This is a genomic window from Sphingomonas quercus, assembly GCF_018863195.1.
Classification (GTDB): Bacteria; Pseudomonadota; Alphaproteobacteria; order Sphingomonadales; family Sphingomonadaceae; genus Solisphingomonas; species Solisphingomonas quercus.
Map to the genome: position 1 here is coordinate 399,032 of NZ_JAHKRT010000002.1, position 14,709 is coordinate 413,740.

Genomic DNA, 14,709 nt, shown 5'->3' on the forward strand with positions numbered 1-14,709 from the left:
AGGGGCCGCGCACGGTAGAAGGGTAACAACGATGACGCTAAGGGCGCTTGCATGAACACGAATCCCGTCCACGGTCCCGATCCCGCGCTGCTCGCCAAGGCGGAGACCCTCACCGAGGCGCTGCCCTATCTGCAGCGCTACGCCGGCAAGACCTTCGTCGTGAAATATGGCGGCCACGCCATGGGCGATCCGGAATTGCAGCGCGACTTCGCCGAGGACGTCGTCCTGCTCAAGGCGTGCGGCATCAATCCGGTGGTGGTGCATGGCGGCGGCCCGCAGATCGGCGCGATGCTGAAGCGGCTCGGCGTCGAATCGCGCTTCGTCGACGGGTTGCGGGTCACCGACAAGGAGACCGCCGAGATCGCCGAAATGGTGCTGGCCGGCTCGATCAACAAGGAGATCGTCGGCTGGATCGCAGCGGCCGGCGGCAAGGCGATCGGCATCTCCGGCAAGGATGCGGGACTGGTGCTGGCCGAGAAGGTGCATCGCACCGAGCCGGACCGGTTGCAGGGCATCGAGCGCCACGTCGATCTCGGCTTCGTCGGCGAGCCGGTGTCGGTGGATCGCACGATCCTCGACACGCTGGCCGGCGCCGGCGTCATCCCGGTGATCGCGCCGGTCGGCATCGGCGCCGACGGGCACACCTATAATATCAACGCCGATACCATGGCCGGCGCGATCGCGGGCGCGGTCGGCGCGTCGCGCTTCTTCCTGCTGACCGACGTGCCCGGCGTGCTCGACAAGGAGAAGAACCTCGTCACCGATCTGACGCCGGCCGACGTCGCGACGCTGCGCGCGGACGGGACCATCTCCGGCGGCATGATCCCGAAGCTCGAGACCTGCGTCGCCGCGGTCGAGGCGGGGGTCGACGCCGCGGTGGTGCTCGACGGGCGGGTGCCGCACGGCATGCTGCTGGAAATCTTCACTCGCCGCGGGGCCGGCACGCTGATCCGCAAGGGCTGATTGTTGTGGTGTCGCGCCCGCGCGCCTAGATAGGACGCGCCGGCCACCACCTTGGAGCAAGCATGGACGCCATTTACGCTATCCTCCAGATTCTGCTGAACGTCGTCTGGTGGATCATCATCATCCAGGCGATCCTCTCCTGGCTGGTGGCGTTCAACGTCATCAACACCCACAATGATTTCATCCGTCAGCTGCTCTACGCGCTCGATCGGGTGACGGAGCCGCTGTACCGGCCGATCCGCCGTATCCTGCCGGATTTCGGCGGGCTCGATTTCTCGCCGATCGTGGTGCTGATCCTGCTCTACATCCTGCAGAATGTGCTGCTCCCCAAGATCTTCCTCGGTTCCCTCTACTGATCGAAGCGATTAGGGTGTTGGTCGAGCGCGGGGTGCAAGGCGCCCTGCACTTGATCAGGAGATCGTGAGATGACCGCCGCCCTCGTCGACGGAAAGGCTTTTGCCTCGGGCCTGCGCGCCCGCATCGCGGAGGCCGTGCCGGCTTTCGTCGCAGCGGCCGGACGCGCCCCGGGGCTGGCAGTCGTCATCGTCGGCGACGATCCGGCGAGCCACGTCTATGTCCGCGCCAAGGGCCGCGCCACGCGCGAGGCGGGGATGGAGAGCTTCGAGCATCGCCTGCCCGCCCACGCCCCCCAGGCCGACCTGCTCAATCTCGTCGAGGCGCTCAACGCCGATCCGGCGGTGGACGGCATCCTCGTCCAGCTGCCGCTGCCCCGCCACATGGACGAGGCCGCGGTGATCGCGGCGATCGATCCCGACAAGGATGTCGACGGCTTCCACGTCGTCAACGCCGGCCGGCTGGCGGTGGGCGCGCCGGGCATGGTGCCATGCACCCCGCTCGGCTGCCTGATGCTGCTCAAGGATCGGCTGGGCGATCTCACCGGCCTCGATGCCGTGGTGATCGGGCGGTCCAACATCGTCGGCAAGCCGATGGCGCAATTGCTCATCGCCGAAAGCTGCACCGTCACCGTCGCGCATAGCCGTACCCGCAACCTGCCCGATCTGGTCGCCCGCGCCGACATCGTCGTCGCCGCCGTCGGCCGCCCGGAAATGATCAAGGGCGAATGGCTGAAGCACGGCGCCACCGTCATCGATGTCGGCATCAATCGCGTGCCCGGCGAGGAAGAGGGCAAGACGCGGCTGGTCGGCGATGTCGATTTCGCCTCGGCCGCGGCGGTGGCCGGCGCGATCACGCCGGTGCCCGGCGGCGTCGGGCCGATGACCATCGCCGTGCTCCTGCGCAACACGCTGGTCGCGGCCCATGCGCGCGCCGGACTGGCGCCTCCAGAGGGTTTCTGATCCACGCCGCCCTCCTGCTCCTCGCCTCGACCACGGGGCCGGTGTGGGAGGCGGAGCGCGCCTTCGCCGCCCTCGCCCAGCGCGATGGCCAGTGGACCGCATTCCGCGCCACCGCCGCGCCCGACGCGATGATGTTCGCGCCGACCAGGGTCCGCGTCCATGATCTGCTGGCCGATCGCAAGGATCCGCCGCGCGGCAGCCTGATGTGGTGGCCGGCGCGCGCCGTCACCGCCTGCGATGCCAGCCTCGCTTTCTCGACCGGCCCATGGCTGCGGCCGGGGCGGGGACAGGGCAGCTTCTCGACGATATGGCGGCGCCAGCCTGATGGCGGCTGGAAATGGCTCTATGATTCCGGTGGCGACGTGGCCGTGCCGGCTGCCGCCGGAGACCGCGTCCGGGCCACCCGGCCGGCCTGCCGCAACCTGCCGCCGGCGACGCGCGCGGCGGCGCCGGAGGGCCGCACGGACCTTGCCGCGCTGACCCGCAACGCGGCGCCGGGGCTGCTCGTGCGCGGTGGCGGCGGCGGCGCGCTGGACGTCCGCGATGCCATCGCCGGGGGGGTGTCCGACGACCGCAGCCTGCGCTGGACGGTCAATGATCTGGCCGGGGCCGGCGAGGGCGCACACCTCTTCCGGCTGTGGACCTGGAACGGGGCGGCCTATCGCCTCGCCGTCATCGAGGTTATCGCAGGCGGATGAGCGAACTTTTCCTCTCGGCCCTGGTCACCTTCTTCGTGGTGATCGATCCGCCGGGCTGCGCGCCGATCTTCGCGGGGCTGACGCGGGGCGCCCCGGCCGCGCACCGCACGGCCATGGCGATCCGCTCGACCCTGGTCGCGGCCGGCATCCTGTTCGTATTCGCAGTGGTCGGTGAGCGGTTGCTCCACATGCTCGGCATCGGCCTGCCGGCGTTCCGCATCGCCGGCGGCATCATGCTGTTCCTGATCGCGCTCGAAATGGTGTTCGAGAAGCGCACCCAGCGTCGCGAGGAGCGGGTGCGCGAGGTCAATGAGGAGCCCGGATACGATCCGGAGCATGACGACATCTCGGTCTTCCCGATGGCGATCCCGATGATCGCCGGGCCGGGCTCGATCGCGTCCTCGATGCTGCTGATGGCACGCAGCCACGGGCCCACCGAAAGCGCGCTGGTGCTGGGGGCGCTGGCACTGGTGCTGCTGGTGACGATGGTGTCGCTGCTCGCCGCCGGCCCGCTGATGCGCGCCATCGGCGTGAAGATGGAAGCGATGATCACCCGCATCCTCGGCGTGCTGCTGGCGGCTCTCGCCGCGCAGTTCGTCATCACCGGCATCACCGAGAGCTTTATCAGCCGATAACCTTCCACAGACGAAGCGGATTGCGCGTCGGCAAGGCCACCGGGCTCAGCCAGCCGGGCGCGCGGCCATTGGCGAGCATCATGTAGAAGCCCTGCTTCGCCTCGGTGGCGTAGATCGTCGACTCGCCCATGCCGGGGCAGATCAGCACCCATTGCACGCCATGCCGGCGAACGACGTCGTGGGCCACCGCCTCGCTGCCGCGGAAGGCGTGCTGCACGTCGAGGATCGCCGCGCCGTTGCGGTGATAGGGGCCGGCGATGGCGCTGTGATGCGTCGTCGCCACCAGCCGCGGGCCGAAATCGACCAGCGTGAGGAAGGTCGCCGCCGGCAGCCGGGCGATCGGCCGCAGGGAGGGCAATGTCGAGCAGAAGCGGCTGCGATCGGGCACGCCGGGCCTGAGGTCCGCCTTGCGGGTCGGCGCCGCCGGCGGCAGCGACTGGACCAGCAGCCGCGCCGCCACTCCCGAAGCAAGCAGGAACACCGCCGGCACCAGCAGCACAGCCGACAGCCGCCGCCCCTCGCGTGACCGGAAATATATCAGCGAATACCAGGTGATCGCCATCGCGCCGGGCGCGGCGAGCAACTGGGCAGCCGGCGCCGCGCGCATCTGCCACAGCAGGAGCGCGCTCGACGCCGCGGCAAAGAACAGGGCGCAGGCCCAGGCGGGGAATCGGGCGGTGCCGCGGGACCGCCAGGTCGCCCAGAGCGCGCCGATCAGACCGACCAGCGGCAGCGCCGCGATCTGCACGCCGGTGCGCCAGGGATGGAGATAGATGGGCCGGGCCTCGCGGACATGGCTCAGCCAGATGCGGTTGAGTTCGGGCGAGACATTTTCCGGCCGGCCGAGGCATTGCGGCCACTGCGTCGCATGGAAGCCGGCGAGCACCGCGCCCGCCGCCAGCGCCAGCGCCAGCCGCGCCCGCCAGTCGCCGACCCGCGCCAGCGCCAGCCCGACGACCAGCGCGCCGCCGACCAGCGCATCGGACAGCCATACCGGCGACAGCGCGTCGCACACGGCCGCCGCATTGTCCCACGAGGCGAAGCCGGCAAAGCCGAGCCCCGCGCCGGCGGCAAGGCTGATGCCGTAGCCGGCCAGCCGCCGCGCATCGCCGGGATCGGCCACCCAGCGCAGCACCAGGGCGGCGGCGGCGATGCCGAAATAGGGCAGCATCTCGAGCCCGATGGTCAACGAGGCGGCGGTGGCGAGGCCCGTCGTCACGCCGCCGCGCAGCCGGCGGGGATCGGCGACGCCGGCCAGGGTCAGCGCGAGGAAGGCGAGCTGCCAGCCATGATGGTCGATGCGCAGCGGCATCCACATCAGCAGGGCCGATTCGCCGCACAGCATCATCGCCACGGCCGCCACCCATGCGCCCGGCGATACCAGCCGCCGCGCGGTCAGCGCCATGCCGAGCATCGCCAGCGCGAGCGGGAGCAGCGGCGCGACCGCCACCGCAGCCTTATCGGCGATGATCGTCCCCCAGAAGGGACGGACGATGAGGATGATGCCGGCGATCGGCAGGTCGACCAGCCGCGACCAGTGGATGCTGGCGCCGCCCGGCGGATCGAGATGATATTGGCGCAGATCATACCAGCCCTGGCCGCGCAGCCAGTCACGCACCTCGGCGAAGCGCAGATTGTCGTCGGTGTCGCCGAGCGCGAACCAGCCGATCGCCCCCCATTTTGACCAGAGCATCCAGGCGGCGGCCAGCACCCAGGCGGCGAACAGCCATTTCAGCCAGCCTTTTCCGCCGAAAACCTGGTCCATACACCCTTTCCTTGGCCTGCTTCTGCCCCTAGTCGGTCCGGCGTAAAGGGCAAGGACGACACCGGTGCTGGACACGATCGACACGGAGCGGAAGGCGTTGATCGCCCAGATCATTCGCTATGCGGTGACCGGGGTCGGGGTGACGCTGGTGCAGAGCGCGATCTACTGGCTCGGCGTCTACCCGCTGCATCTGGCGCCGCTCGTCTCGCATTGCGTGGCGTCGGCGATCGCGGTGGTGGTCGGCCATCAGGTGCACAGCCGCTACAGCTTCAAGGGGCATGGCAGCGGGCAGGAGCCGACCTTCCTGCGGTTCGTGGCGGTGGCGCTGTTCGGCATCGCCCTCAACGCGCTGTGGGTGTGGCTGCTCACCTCGCCGCTCAACCTGCCGGACTGGACGCCGATCCTCGCCTATCTGCTGGTCACGCCGGCGATCGTGTTCGTGTTCAATCGGACCTGGGTGTTCCGCTGACCGAATGATCCACCCGGTAGAGCGCGCCGGACCTTTCGCCGAACCACAGCGGGATCAGCTCCGGATAATCGACCGGCCGCTTGGCCGGCGCCACGTCGATCAGCCACACATAGTCGAAGGCGTCGCGCGGAAAGCTTTGCACGGCCGGCTCGAGCAGGCTCTCGGCGCGCGAGCGGCAGCGCCGCGTCGGCCGCACGATCTGGGACGGATCGCGGGTGTAGCGGCCGCCCTTGTCGTAATGGACGGTGAGCAGCTGCGCGCCGGGCATCACCCACTGATCGTTGACGAATGCATCGCGCCGGACGGTGGCGAGGCTGGAGAGATGTTCGGTGCGCGCGGTGTGCCATTCGCGCGAGCAGGGCATGCTCGCCAGCGCCAGCACGCGGCTGCCGCGGGCGATGTGATCGAGGGCCGGCTCCTGCGCCTGCCAGCCCGCGCTGTAGAGGGCGAGCGCCGCCGTCGAGGTGCCGACGCGGGCGAGGAAGAACAGGGTCGCGCCGATCGCCCACGCCGCCTGTCCGCGATGGCTGAAGCCTGAGGGATTGAAGGCGAGCACCGCGCACATCACCACCGTCGGCGCGAGGCGCATATCGGCATAGGCGGAGCCGAGCAGGATGCGCGGCAGCACCGCGAAGGTGATCGCCATCACCGCAGCGGCCAGCGCCAGCACGGGGTCGACGCGGAACCGCCGCTCCACCACCGCGACCACGAACAGCACATGGAGCAGCAGCGCCCCGACGATATCCCAGTCGCGCCAGCGCTCGCGGAGCACCGACAGCAGGTAGCCGAGCTTGACCCGCCAGTAGAACCAGTCGCCGGTGGTGCCCGCTGCCTGTCCGCGCCACGCCACCATCAGCAGGATCGGCGGCCAGAGCGGCCAGCAGGCGAGGCCGGCGCGGATCGCCGCGATGATCAGCCCGTCGCCGCTGCGCCTGTAGGCGACGAGCTCGGCCGAAAAGACGAGCAGGCCGAGCACGCCCCAGCCGAACACATGGGCGAACCAGATGGCGATGCCGATCGGCACGAACAGGCCCATACGCAGCCGCCGCCAGCCCAGCCGCCCGAGGCGAAGCCACAGCGCGAAGGCGCACATCGCCAGCCCCATCGACAGCGCGAAGTTCACGAAGCCGAACTGATAGGGATAGCCCCAGGCCAGCGGCAGCGCGAAGGCGGCGGTGGCCGGCACCCGGCCATGCGTCTCGCGGACGATGCCGATCAGGCCGGCGACGGTGATCGGCGGAATGGCCAGAACGACGAGCTTGACCGCCGGCTCCAGCCCGATCAGCGGCGCCAGTGCCTGAACCAGCAGATCGACGCCGAGATTGGCGAGGATCGCCCATTTGAAGCCGAAATATTGCGCCAGATAGGGGGAGCTATCGATATCGAGCTGGACCCGATAGCGGCCCATATGGCCGAGCAGGTCGGTCAGGGGCGGGATCGGCGGCCACAACAGGGGCACCACCGACAGCGCGATCAGCAGCAGGGCATAGGGCCGCCCTTCCCACCAGGCACGGGGCGGTGAGGCGACGGTGGTGGTCATCGCTGAATTGCTATGCGGGGGAGGGGTCGGCGGCAAGCGGGCGCTGGGCCGCCGCATCCATCATCGTCATGCTGAACCTGTTTCCGCACCCACCGCGCCACAGGCGACACCATCGGAAGGATGAGTGGATGCTGAAACAGGTTCAGCATGACGAAGAAGGGTTCAGCGATCGCGCCGGCCGAGCAGGCGCAGGCGCAGCGCGTTGAGCTTGATGAAGCCCGCCGCGTCGCGCTGGTCATAGGCGCCGGCGTCATCCTCGAAGGTGACGACCTTCTCGGAGTAGAGGCTGTGCGGGCTCTTGCGGCCAATGACATGGACGCCGCCCTTGTAGAGCTTGAGGCGCACCGTGCCCGCCACCTTGGCCTGGCTGTGGTCGATCGCGGCCTGGAGCATCTCGCGCTCCGGCGAGAACCAGAAGCCGTTGTAGATCAGCTCGGCATAACGCGGCGCCAGCTCGTCCTTGAGGTGGGCGGCGCCGCGATCGAGCGTGATCTGCTCGATCGCGCGATGGGCGAGGTGGAGGATGGTGCCGCCCGGCGTCTCGTACATGCCGCGGCTCTTCATGCCGACGAAGCGGTTCTCGACGAGATCGAGCCGGCCGATGCCGTGGGTGCGGCCGAGGTCGTTGAGCCTGGCGAGCAGGCTCGCCGGCGACAAGGCCTCGCCGTTCACCGCGATCGCGTCGCCGCGCTCGAAATCGATGGTGATGATCTCGGGAGTGTCCGGCGCGTCCTCCGGGTTGACGGTGCGCGAGAAGACATAGTCGGGCACCTCCTCCCACGGATCTTCCAGCACCTTGCCCTCGGACGAGGTGTGGAGGAGGTTGGCGTCGGTGGAGAAGGGGGCCTCGCCGCGCTTGTCCTTGGGCACCGGAATCTGGTGCGCCTCGGCATATTCGATCAGCCGGGTGCGGCTGGTGAGATCCCATTCGCGCCACGGCGCGATCACCTTGATGTCGGGATTGAGCGCGTAATAGCCCAGCTCGAAGCGGACCTGGTCATTGCCCTTGCCGGTGGCGCCGTGGGAGACGGCGTCGGCGCCGACCTTGGCCGCGATTTCGATCTGGCGCTTGGCGATCAGTGGCCGCGCGATCGAGGTGCCGAGCAGGTAGAGCCCTTCGTAGAGCGCGTTGGCGCGCATCATCGGGAAGACGTAATCCGCGACGAACTCCTCGCGCAGATCGTCGATGAAGATGTTCTCCGGCTTCACCCCCATCAGCAGCGCCTTCTGGCGGGCCGGCTCCAGCTCCTCGCCCTGGCCGAGATCGGCGGTGAAGGTGACGACCTCGCAATTATAGGTCTCGCGCAGCCACTTCAGGATGACGCTCGTGTCGAGACCCCCCGAATAGGCGAGCACGACCTTCTTGACGTCCGACATGGCTGATTCCCTGATCTGATTGGGGGAGAATTGCGCGCGGCCTCTGCCATCGCTGCCCGCCCGGTTCAAGCGCAGGATCATTCAGCGGCCATATAGCCGCTCGCGCCTATCCCCGGCCCCGGCTTTTCCGTGGGGAGTGCAAGACGATGCGTGCCGCTTACTGGATGGGTTTGTGCCTTGCCGCGGCCGTCGCCGCGCCCGCCGCCGGCCTGGCGCAGGGCCAGCCGGCCGGGGATCGGATGAAGGCGATGTTCGATCGCGTCGACACCAATCATGACGGCTATATCAGCCGCGACGAGGCCGATGCCGCGGGCGCCGCGATGCGCCAGCGCATGCAGGAACGCCGCACCGCCCAGCGCGACAAGGCTTTCGCCCGGCTCGACAGCAATGGCGACGGGGCGATCAGCCGGCCGGAATTCGACTCCGCGCCGCGAGTCGCCGGTCAGGCGCGGCGCGGCCAGCCGGGACGCGGCGGGGCGCAGGGCGGCGCCGGCGGCGGCGGCATGCTGTCGGCGATGTTCGACCGCATGGATGCGGATCATGACGGTCGTGTCTCGCTCGCCGAGGCAGAGGCGGCAGCCCAGCAGCGCATGGCGATACGTGGCCGGCGGGCGCCGGCCGGCGATGCGAGCGAGCGGCCGCTGGGCGAGGGACGGAACTGACCGGCTGAAGCCCCTCTCCCCTGACGCGGGGGAGAGGGCCTCAGGCCGGGATCGCCGCCTGCTTCTCCTCGACCAGCCGGTCGAGCTCGGCGCGGCTCTTGCGCTGCGCCTCGGTCTTGAGCTGGCCGCAGGCCGCCGCGATGTCCCGCCCGCGCGGGCGGCGAACCGGCGCCGAGATGCCACTTTCGAAGACGATCTCCGAAAAACGCGCGACCCGCTCCGGGTCGGACGTCTCATAGGGCGCGCCCGGCCACGGGTTGAACGGGATGAGATTGACCTTGGCCGGCAGCTTGTACTTCTTGAGCAGGCGGACCAGCTCGCGGGCGTCCGCGTCGCTGTCGTTCTTGTCCTTCAGCATCACATATTCGAAGGTGATGCGCCGCGCGTTGTTGGCGCCCGGATAGGCGGCGCAAGCCTCGAGCAGCTCCTCGAGGCCATATTTGCGATTGAGCGGCACGATCTCGTCGCGCACCTCCTTGGTCACGGCATGGAGCGACACGGCGAGGTTGACGCCGATCTCCTCGCCGGCCCGGGCCATCATCGGCACCACTCCCGAGGTGGAGAGCGTGATGCGCCGACGCGACAGCGCGAGCCCATCGCCATCCATGACGATGCGCAGCGCGTCGCGCACCGCGTCGAAATTATAGAGCGGCTCGCCCATGCCCATCAGCACGATGTTGGTCAGCATCCGCCCATCCGGGCTGGACGGCCATTCGCCGAGCGCGTCGCGCGCCAGCATCACCTGGCCGACGATTTCGCCCGCGGTGAGGTTGCGCACCAGCCGCATCGTGCCGGTGTGGCAGAAACGGCAGTTGAGCGTGCAGCCCACCTGGCTGGAGACGCAAAGCGTGCCCCGGTCGGCGTCGGGGATGAACACCATCTCGTAATCCTGGCCGTCGACGCCGCGCAGCAGCCATTTGCGGGTGCCGTCGGTGGATACCTGCGCCTCGACCACTTCCGGCCGGCTGATCGCGAAGCGCATGGCGAGCCATCCGCGCATGTCCTTGGCGATGTCGGTCATCACCGCGAAATCGGTGGCGCCGCGATTGTAGATCCAGTGAAATATCTGCTTGGCGCGCAGCTTCGCCTGGCGCGGATCGAGCTGCGCTTCGGACAGGGCGGCGCGGATCTCGGCGATGGAAAGGCCGATCAGGTCGATGCGCCCATCCGGCCGCTGCGGCATGGCGCGCGGCACGGGCACCGGGTCGACAAGACCCGGAATCGGCATGGTCACGGGAGCGTTCATCGCGCGCACATAAGCGAAACGCGGTGTTTTTTCTAGCGCGCCGGGCAGGCGAGCGTCGCGGCGTCGATCGCGCTCGCCGCGCCGCCCAGCGCGTAGGCGTCGCGGAAGCGCCGGCCATCGGTGCCGGTGGCGTCGATGCGCAGCGTCTCTCCCGTCCGCATCGCGGCGATGATCGCGGCATCGGCATGGGCATTGGCGCCGCGCGCCTCCTGGCCGGTGGCCGGCAGGATGATGGCGCGGTCGTCAACCGTCAGGCGCACCGGGGCACCCGGCGCGACCGGGCGGCTGAGATGGACCCGCACCGCCCGCTGCCGCCCGGGGAAATGGGCGACGGCAACGAAGCCCCGCGGCGCGCGCGGGGTGCGCGCGATGGCGTAGCAGCGCGGCGGGTCCCGGTCCCGGAAGGCCGCCCATCCCTGCCAGGCGCCGAGCAGATCGCGCCCAGCGGCCGGGCTGGCCAGCAGGACGGTCGCGAACGCCAGCATCATCGCCTTGCCGAGCATGGACGGGGTCATGGCCGGACTGTGACACCTGCGCAACAGTTTATGACGTTTAGGTGGCGTTCATGAAAAGCCGGCCCGGATGCCCCATCTGGGCTCCGTCCTCTCCACGAGGGCAAAAGAGTAAGGAGTTGCTTATGCGTAATCTTGTTCTCGCCGCGATGTTTGCGGCGACCGCAGCCGCGCCCGCTTTGGCGCAGGACGCTGCCGCCTCGTTCACGGGGCCGCGCGTCGAGGGAATCGTCGGCTGGGATCGGGTCAGCAATGACGGGCATGACGATGGCGTCACCTATGGCGTCGGCGCCGGCTATGACATGCGCTTCGGAAATCTCGTCGCCGGCGTCGAGACGGAGCTCAGCGATTCCAACGTCAAGCAATGCTATGGCGTGAGCGTCGGCGGCAATGGCGTGTGCGCCAGCATGGGTCGCGACATCTATGTCGGCGGCCGCGTCGGCACGGTGCTCGGCGATCGCACGCTGCTTTATGCGAAGGCGGGCTACACCAATGCCCGCGCCAGCCTCGCGGTGACGACGCCGAACGGCACCACCCGCGCCCATGAGAATCTCGACGGCGTGCGCGTCGGCGCCGGCGCCGAATATGCGCTGACCTCGAACGCCTATCTCAAGGCCGAGTATCGCTATTCCAATTATCAGGACGGCTTCAGCCGCAACCAGCTGGTCGGGGGCTTCGGCTTCCGTTTCTGAGCCGGGTCGCCTGTCACTGAAAACGAAGAGGCCGGGGCGGAAGCGCTCCGGCCTCTTTCGCTTGGCAAAGAGCGCGCTATAACCGCCTTCCAAGAGCATTTCGGGGACAATGATGAAGGCGACGATCGAGCGCGCAACCCTCCTTCGGGGGCTGAGCCATGTCCAGTCCGTGGTCGAGCGCCGCAACACTATTCCGATCCTGTCCAACGTCCTCATCGAGGCGCAGGGCGGCGAGGGCCTCAAGCTGATGGCGACGGACCTCGACCTGCAGGTGGTCGAGACGGTCGCCGCCGCGATCGACCAGCCCGGCGCGACGACGGTTTCGGCCCACACCCTGTTCGACATCGTGCGCAAGCTGCCCGAGGGATCGCAGGTCCAGCTCACCGCGGCGGAGGGCAAGATGCAGGTCGTCGCCGGCCGCGCCCGCTTCAACCTCGCCACGCTGCCGCGCGACGATTTCCCGGTGATCGCCGAGGGCGAGCTGCCGACCCGGTTCGAGCTTCCCGCCGAGACGTTGAAGCAGATCATCGACAAGACGCGCTTCGCGATCTCCACGGAGGAGACGCGCTATTATCTCAACGGCATCTTCCTGCACGTCTCGGACGAGACGCAGCCGGTGCTCAAGGCGGCGGCCACCGACGGCCACCGCCTGGCCCGCGTCACCGTGGCGCGGCCCGAGGGCGCGTCGGGGATGCCGGACGTGATCATTCCCCGCAAGTGCGTGGCGGAGCTGCGCAAGCTGCTCGACGAGGTGGACGGCTCGGTCGCGATCTCGTTGTCGACCTCCAAGATCCGCTTCGGGCTGGGCAATGCCACGCTCACCTCCAAGCTGATCGACGGCACTTTCCCGGATTATTCGCGCGTCATCCCGACCGCGAACGACAAGCTGCTCAGGATCGACCCGAAGAGCTTCATGGAAGGCGTCGACCGCGTCGCCACCATCGCCAGCGAGAAGACCCGCGCCGTGAAGATGGCGCTGGATCGCGACAAGATCATCCTCTCCGTCACCTCGCCGGAAAACGGCACGGCGGCCGAGGAAGTGCCCGGCGATTATAGCGCGGCGGGTTTCGAGATCGGCTTCAACGCCCGCTATCTGCTCGACATCCTCGGCCAGATCGAGGGGGATCAGGTGGAGGTGCATCTGGCCGACGCAGCCGCGCCGACGCTGATTCGCGAGAACGACAAGGCCGCCGCGCTTTACGTGCTGATGCCGATGCGGGTGTGAGCGCCGGCGGGCTCCGGCGGAAACGGGTTTGACTGCGCCATTAACCACATGAGATGACTGGCCCCGGGAATCACTGAGGGGTGTCACATGGGGATTCGGCGCTTCCGTCTTGCGACGCTTCTGCTCGCCTGCGCCACAGGCGTCGGCGAGGCGGCGGTGGTCGTCAATCCGATCCCGCCGATCCAGCCGGGGCTGAGCGTCGGCATCGAGAAGTTCACCAATGTCCCCGCCTCCCAGCTCAATCTGGCGCGTACCGGCGCGCAAGGGCTGAAGGCGGTCGACGACGGATCAGGCCGGCTGTTCATTCCGGACAGTCGCGGCGTACTCTACGTCACCACCACCGCCGGCGGCACGCCCACCCCCTATCTCGACCTGCGCGCCCAGAATATCGGCTTCTCCAACGCCGCCGATCCCACCCAGACCGGGCTGATGAGCGTCGCCTTCCACCCGAATTTCGGCAAAGATCCGCAGAAGCCGGGCTACAATATCTTCTACACCATCGACACCACCGCTGCCGGCGCCGGCCAGTCGGACTGGCCGTCGGGGGCGTCGCCGGCCAGCCATGACGATGTCGTGCGCGAATGGACGGTCGCCGATCCGACGGCGTCGACCGCCCAGATCCTCTCCCAGCGCGAGGTGATGCGCGCCGCCCAGCCGGAGCGCGATCACGGGCCGGGCACCATCGCCTTCAACCCGGCCGCCACCGAGGGCAGCGCCGATTATGGCAAGCTCTATATCGGCCTCGGCGACGGCGGCGGCGTCAACGATCCGCTCAACAACGCCCAGAATCTGCAAACGCCGTTCGGCAAGATCCTGCGCATCGACCCCACCGATCCCGACGGCGCCGGCCCGCTCAGCTATGGGACGCCGGCCGACAATCCGCTGGTCGGCGATGTCGGCGCGCGCGGCGAGGTATGGGCTTATGGCCTGCGCAACCCCCAGCATTTCAGCTGGGACGAGAGCGGCCGGATGATCATCGCCGATATCGGTCAGGAGCAGATCGACGAGGTGAATATCGGCATGGCCGGCGCCAATTATGGCTGGCCGCTGCGCGAGGGCACCTTCGCCCACAGCCCCGACAAGGGCGACACCAACATCTATGACAGCCCGGCGAATGGCGGCCTCTACGTCGATCCGATCGGCCAATATGATCACGAGGAAATCCAGCGCGACGGGCTGTCGCGGCTGGCCAGCATCGGCGGCGCCTTCGTTTATGAGGGCGATCTGGTGCCGGCGCTGGACGGGATGATCCTGCTCAGCGATCTCGTCTCGGGCCGGCTGTTCTACTTCGATCCGGCCGATGCCATCGGCGGGCCGGCAATGCTGCGCGAGCTGCTGCTGACCATGGACGGGCTCGCCGTCACGCTGCGCGACCTCGAAGGCTATGGCGGCCAGCGACGGGTCGACCTGCGCCTCGGGGTCGATGCCGATGGCGAGATCTACATGATCACCAAGGGAGACGGCGCCATTTATCGGTTCGCGGCGAACGGCGTGCCGGAGCCGGCGACGTGGCTGTCGATGATCCTCGGCCTTGGCCTGGCGGGCGCTGCGCTGCGGCGGCGACAGAGGCGGGTTCGCCTCGCCTGATCCTTTGTTCTAGAGGCGGGAG

General features: G+C 68.7%; 15 protein-coding genes. 10 read left to right on the forward strand and 5 right to left on the reverse strand.

Annotation, left to right across the window (positions count from 1 at the left end):
* The first annotated feature begins 51 nt into the window (after positions 1 to 51).
* From argB to KOF26_RS05085, 5 genes are all read left to right on the forward strand, one after another.
* Entirely contained in the window at positions 52 to 963 is a 912-nt protein-coding gene (gene argB, locus KOF26_RS05065) for an acetylglutamate kinase (RefSeq protein WP_216321110.1), read from the forward strand.
* Positions 964 to 1,025: 62 nt separating this feature from the next.
* Positions 1,026 to 1,319: a YggT family protein gene (locus KOF26_RS05070; RefSeq protein ID WP_216321113.1), complete on the forward strand. Its 294-nt coding sequence runs from the start codon at positions 1,026 to 1,028 to the stop codon at positions 1,317 to 1,319.
* Between the two features lie 69 nt (positions 1,320 to 1,388).
* Complete coding sequence (gene folD, locus KOF26_RS05075; RefSeq protein ID WP_216321116.1) at positions 1,389 to 2,279, forward strand: bifunctional methylenetetrahydrofolate dehydrogenase/methenyltetrahydrofolate cyclohydrolase FolD; 891 nt, start codon at positions 1,389 to 1,391, stop codon at positions 2,277 to 2,279.
* Between the two features lie 41 nt (positions 2,280 to 2,320).
* Positions 2,321 to 2,977 carry a hypothetical protein gene (locus KOF26_RS05080; protein WP_216321118.1) on the forward strand — a complete coding sequence of 219 codons (657 nt, stop codon included), beginning with the start codon at positions 2,321 to 2,323 and terminating at the stop codon, positions 2,975 to 2,977.
* The gene (locus KOF26_RS05085; protein ID WP_216321121.1) at positions 2,974 to 3,612 is read left to right on the forward strand and encodes a MarC family protein; all 639 of its coding nucleotides are present in this window, start codon (positions 2,974 to 2,976) and stop codon (positions 3,610 to 3,612) included. The genes KOF26_RS05080 and KOF26_RS05085 overlap by 4 nt, the downstream gene beginning before the upstream one ends.
* On the opposite strand, the gene KOF26_RS05090 is transcribed toward KOF26_RS05085, so the two are convergent.
* On the reverse strand, positions 3,602 to 5,377 hold the full coding sequence (locus KOF26_RS05090) for an AcrB/AcrD/AcrF family protein (protein WP_216321123.1): 1,776 nt from the start codon (positions 5,375 to 5,377) through the stop codon (positions 3,602 to 3,604). The genes KOF26_RS05085 and KOF26_RS05090 overlap by 11 nt on opposite strands.
* 64 nt (positions 5,378 to 5,441) lie before the next feature.
* Here KOF26_RS05090 and KOF26_RS05095 point away from each other — a divergent pair, with 64 nt between their 5' ends.
* Positions 5,442 to 5,846, forward strand: coding sequence for a GtrA family protein (locus KOF26_RS05095; protein ID WP_216321126.1), 405 nt, complete (start codon positions 5,442 to 5,444; stop codon positions 5,844 to 5,846).
* Here KOF26_RS05095 and KOF26_RS05100 read toward each other — a convergent pair.
* Both KOF26_RS05100 and KOF26_RS05105 read right to left on the reverse strand, forming a co-directional pair.
* Positions 5,821 to 7,386, reverse strand: a complete 1,566-nt coding sequence (locus KOF26_RS05100; protein ID WP_216321128.1) for a hypothetical protein — start codon at positions 7,384 to 7,386, stop codon at positions 5,821 to 5,823. The two genes, KOF26_RS05095 and KOF26_RS05100, sit on opposite strands and share 26 nt — an antisense overlap.
* A 162-nt stretch (positions 7,387 to 7,548) precedes the next feature.
* Positions 7,549 to 8,763: an argininosuccinate synthase gene (locus KOF26_RS05105; RefSeq protein ID WP_216321131.1), complete on the reverse strand. Its 1,215-nt coding sequence runs from the start codon at positions 8,761 to 8,763 to the stop codon at positions 7,549 to 7,551.
* 146 nt (positions 8,764 to 8,909) lie between these two features.
* Between KOF26_RS05105 and KOF26_RS05110 the strand changes: the two genes are divergently transcribed.
* The gene (locus KOF26_RS05110) at positions 8,910 to 9,425 is read left to right on the forward strand and encodes an EF-hand domain-containing protein (protein WP_216321134.1); all 516 of its coding nucleotides are present in this window, start codon (positions 8,910 to 8,912) and stop codon (positions 9,423 to 9,425) included.
* A 40-nt stretch (positions 9,426 to 9,465) separates the two neighbouring features.
* On the opposite strand, the gene rlmN is transcribed toward KOF26_RS05110, so the two are convergent.
* Together rlmN and KOF26_RS05120 are read right to left on the reverse strand one after the other, a co-directional pair.
* Positions 9,466 to 10,653, reverse strand: coding sequence for a dual-specificity RNA methyltransferase RlmN (gene rlmN / locus KOF26_RS05115; RefSeq protein ID WP_494516706.1), 1,188 nt, complete (start codon positions 10,651 to 10,653; stop codon positions 9,466 to 9,468).
* Between the two features lie 50 nt (positions 10,654 to 10,703).
* Complete coding sequence (locus KOF26_RS05120; protein WP_253201101.1) at positions 10,704 to 11,186, reverse strand: hypothetical protein; 483 nt, start codon at positions 11,184 to 11,186, stop codon at positions 10,704 to 10,706.
* 122 nt (positions 11,187 to 11,308) lie between these two features.
* Here KOF26_RS05120 and KOF26_RS05125 point away from each other — a divergent pair, with 122 nt between their 5' ends.
* The 3 genes from KOF26_RS05125 (at position 11,309) to KOF26_RS05135 (ending at position 14,687) form a co-directional block, all read left to right on the forward strand.
* Entirely contained in the window at positions 11,309 to 11,875 is a 567-nt protein-coding gene (locus KOF26_RS05125; protein ID WP_216321140.1) for an outer membrane protein, read from the forward strand.
* 112 nt (positions 11,876 to 11,987) lie between these two features.
* On the forward strand, positions 11,988 to 13,100 hold the full coding sequence (gene dnaN, locus KOF26_RS05130) for a DNA polymerase III subunit beta (protein ID WP_216321729.1): 1,113 nt from the start codon (positions 11,988 to 11,990) through the stop codon (positions 13,098 to 13,100).
* Between the two features lie 87 nt (positions 13,101 to 13,187).
* Complete coding sequence (locus KOF26_RS05135) at positions 13,188 to 14,687, forward strand: PQQ-dependent sugar dehydrogenase (RefSeq protein WP_216321732.1); 1,500 nt, start codon at positions 13,188 to 13,190, stop codon at positions 14,685 to 14,687.
* Positions 14,688 to 14,709 lie beyond the last annotated feature (22 nt).

Excerpts from the sequence above, each read along its gene's own strand:
- KOF26_RS05135 (WP_216321732.1), top strand. The coding sequence starts at position 13,188 with ATGGGGATTCGGCGCTTCCGTCTTGCGACGCTTCTGCTCGCCTGCGCC.
- dnaN (WP_216321729.1), top strand. The coding sequence starts at position 11,988 with ATGAAGGCGACGATCGAGCGCGCAACCCTCCTTCGGGGGCTGAGCCAT.
- KOF26_RS05085 (WP_216321121.1), top strand. The coding sequence starts at position 2,974 with ATGAGCGAACTTTTCCTCTCGGCCCTGGTCACCTTCTTCGTGGTGATC.
- KOF26_RS05090 (WP_216321123.1), bottom strand. The coding sequence starts at position 5,377 with ATGGACCAGGTTTTCGGCGGAAAAGGCTGGCTGAAATGGCTGTTCGCC.
- KOF26_RS05125 (WP_216321140.1), top strand. The coding sequence starts at position 11,309 with ATGCGTAATCTTGTTCTCGCCGCGATGTTTGCGGCGACCGCAGCCGCG.
- argB (WP_216321110.1), top strand. The coding sequence starts at position 52 with ATGAACACGAATCCCGTCCACGGTCCCGATCCCGCGCTGCTCGCCAAG.
- KOF26_RS05120 (WP_253201101.1), bottom strand. The coding sequence starts at position 11,186 with ATGACCCCGTCCATGCTCGGCAAGGCGATGATGCTGGCGTTCGCGACC.
- KOF26_RS05105 (WP_216321131.1), bottom strand. The coding sequence starts at position 8,763 with ATGTCGGACGTCAAGAAGGTCGTGCTCGCCTATTCGGGGGGTCTCGAC.
- rlmN (WP_494516706.1), bottom strand. The coding sequence starts at position 10,653 with ATGCCGATTCCGGGTCTTGTCGACCCGGTGCCCGTGCCGCGCGCCATG.
- folD (WP_216321116.1), top strand. The coding sequence starts at position 1,389 with ATGACCGCCGCCCTCGTCGACGGAAAGGCTTTTGCCTCGGGCCTGCGC.
- KOF26_RS05070 (WP_216321113.1), top strand. The coding sequence starts at position 1,026 with ATGGACGCCATTTACGCTATCCTCCAGATTCTGCTGAACGTCGTCTGG.
- KOF26_RS05100 (WP_216321128.1), bottom strand. The coding sequence starts at position 7,386 with ATGACCACCACCGTCGCCTCACCGCCCCGTGCCTGGTGGGAAGGGCGG.
- KOF26_RS05110 (WP_216321134.1), top strand. The coding sequence starts at position 8,910 with ATGCGTGCCGCTTACTGGATGGGTTTGTGCCTTGCCGCGGCCGTCGCC.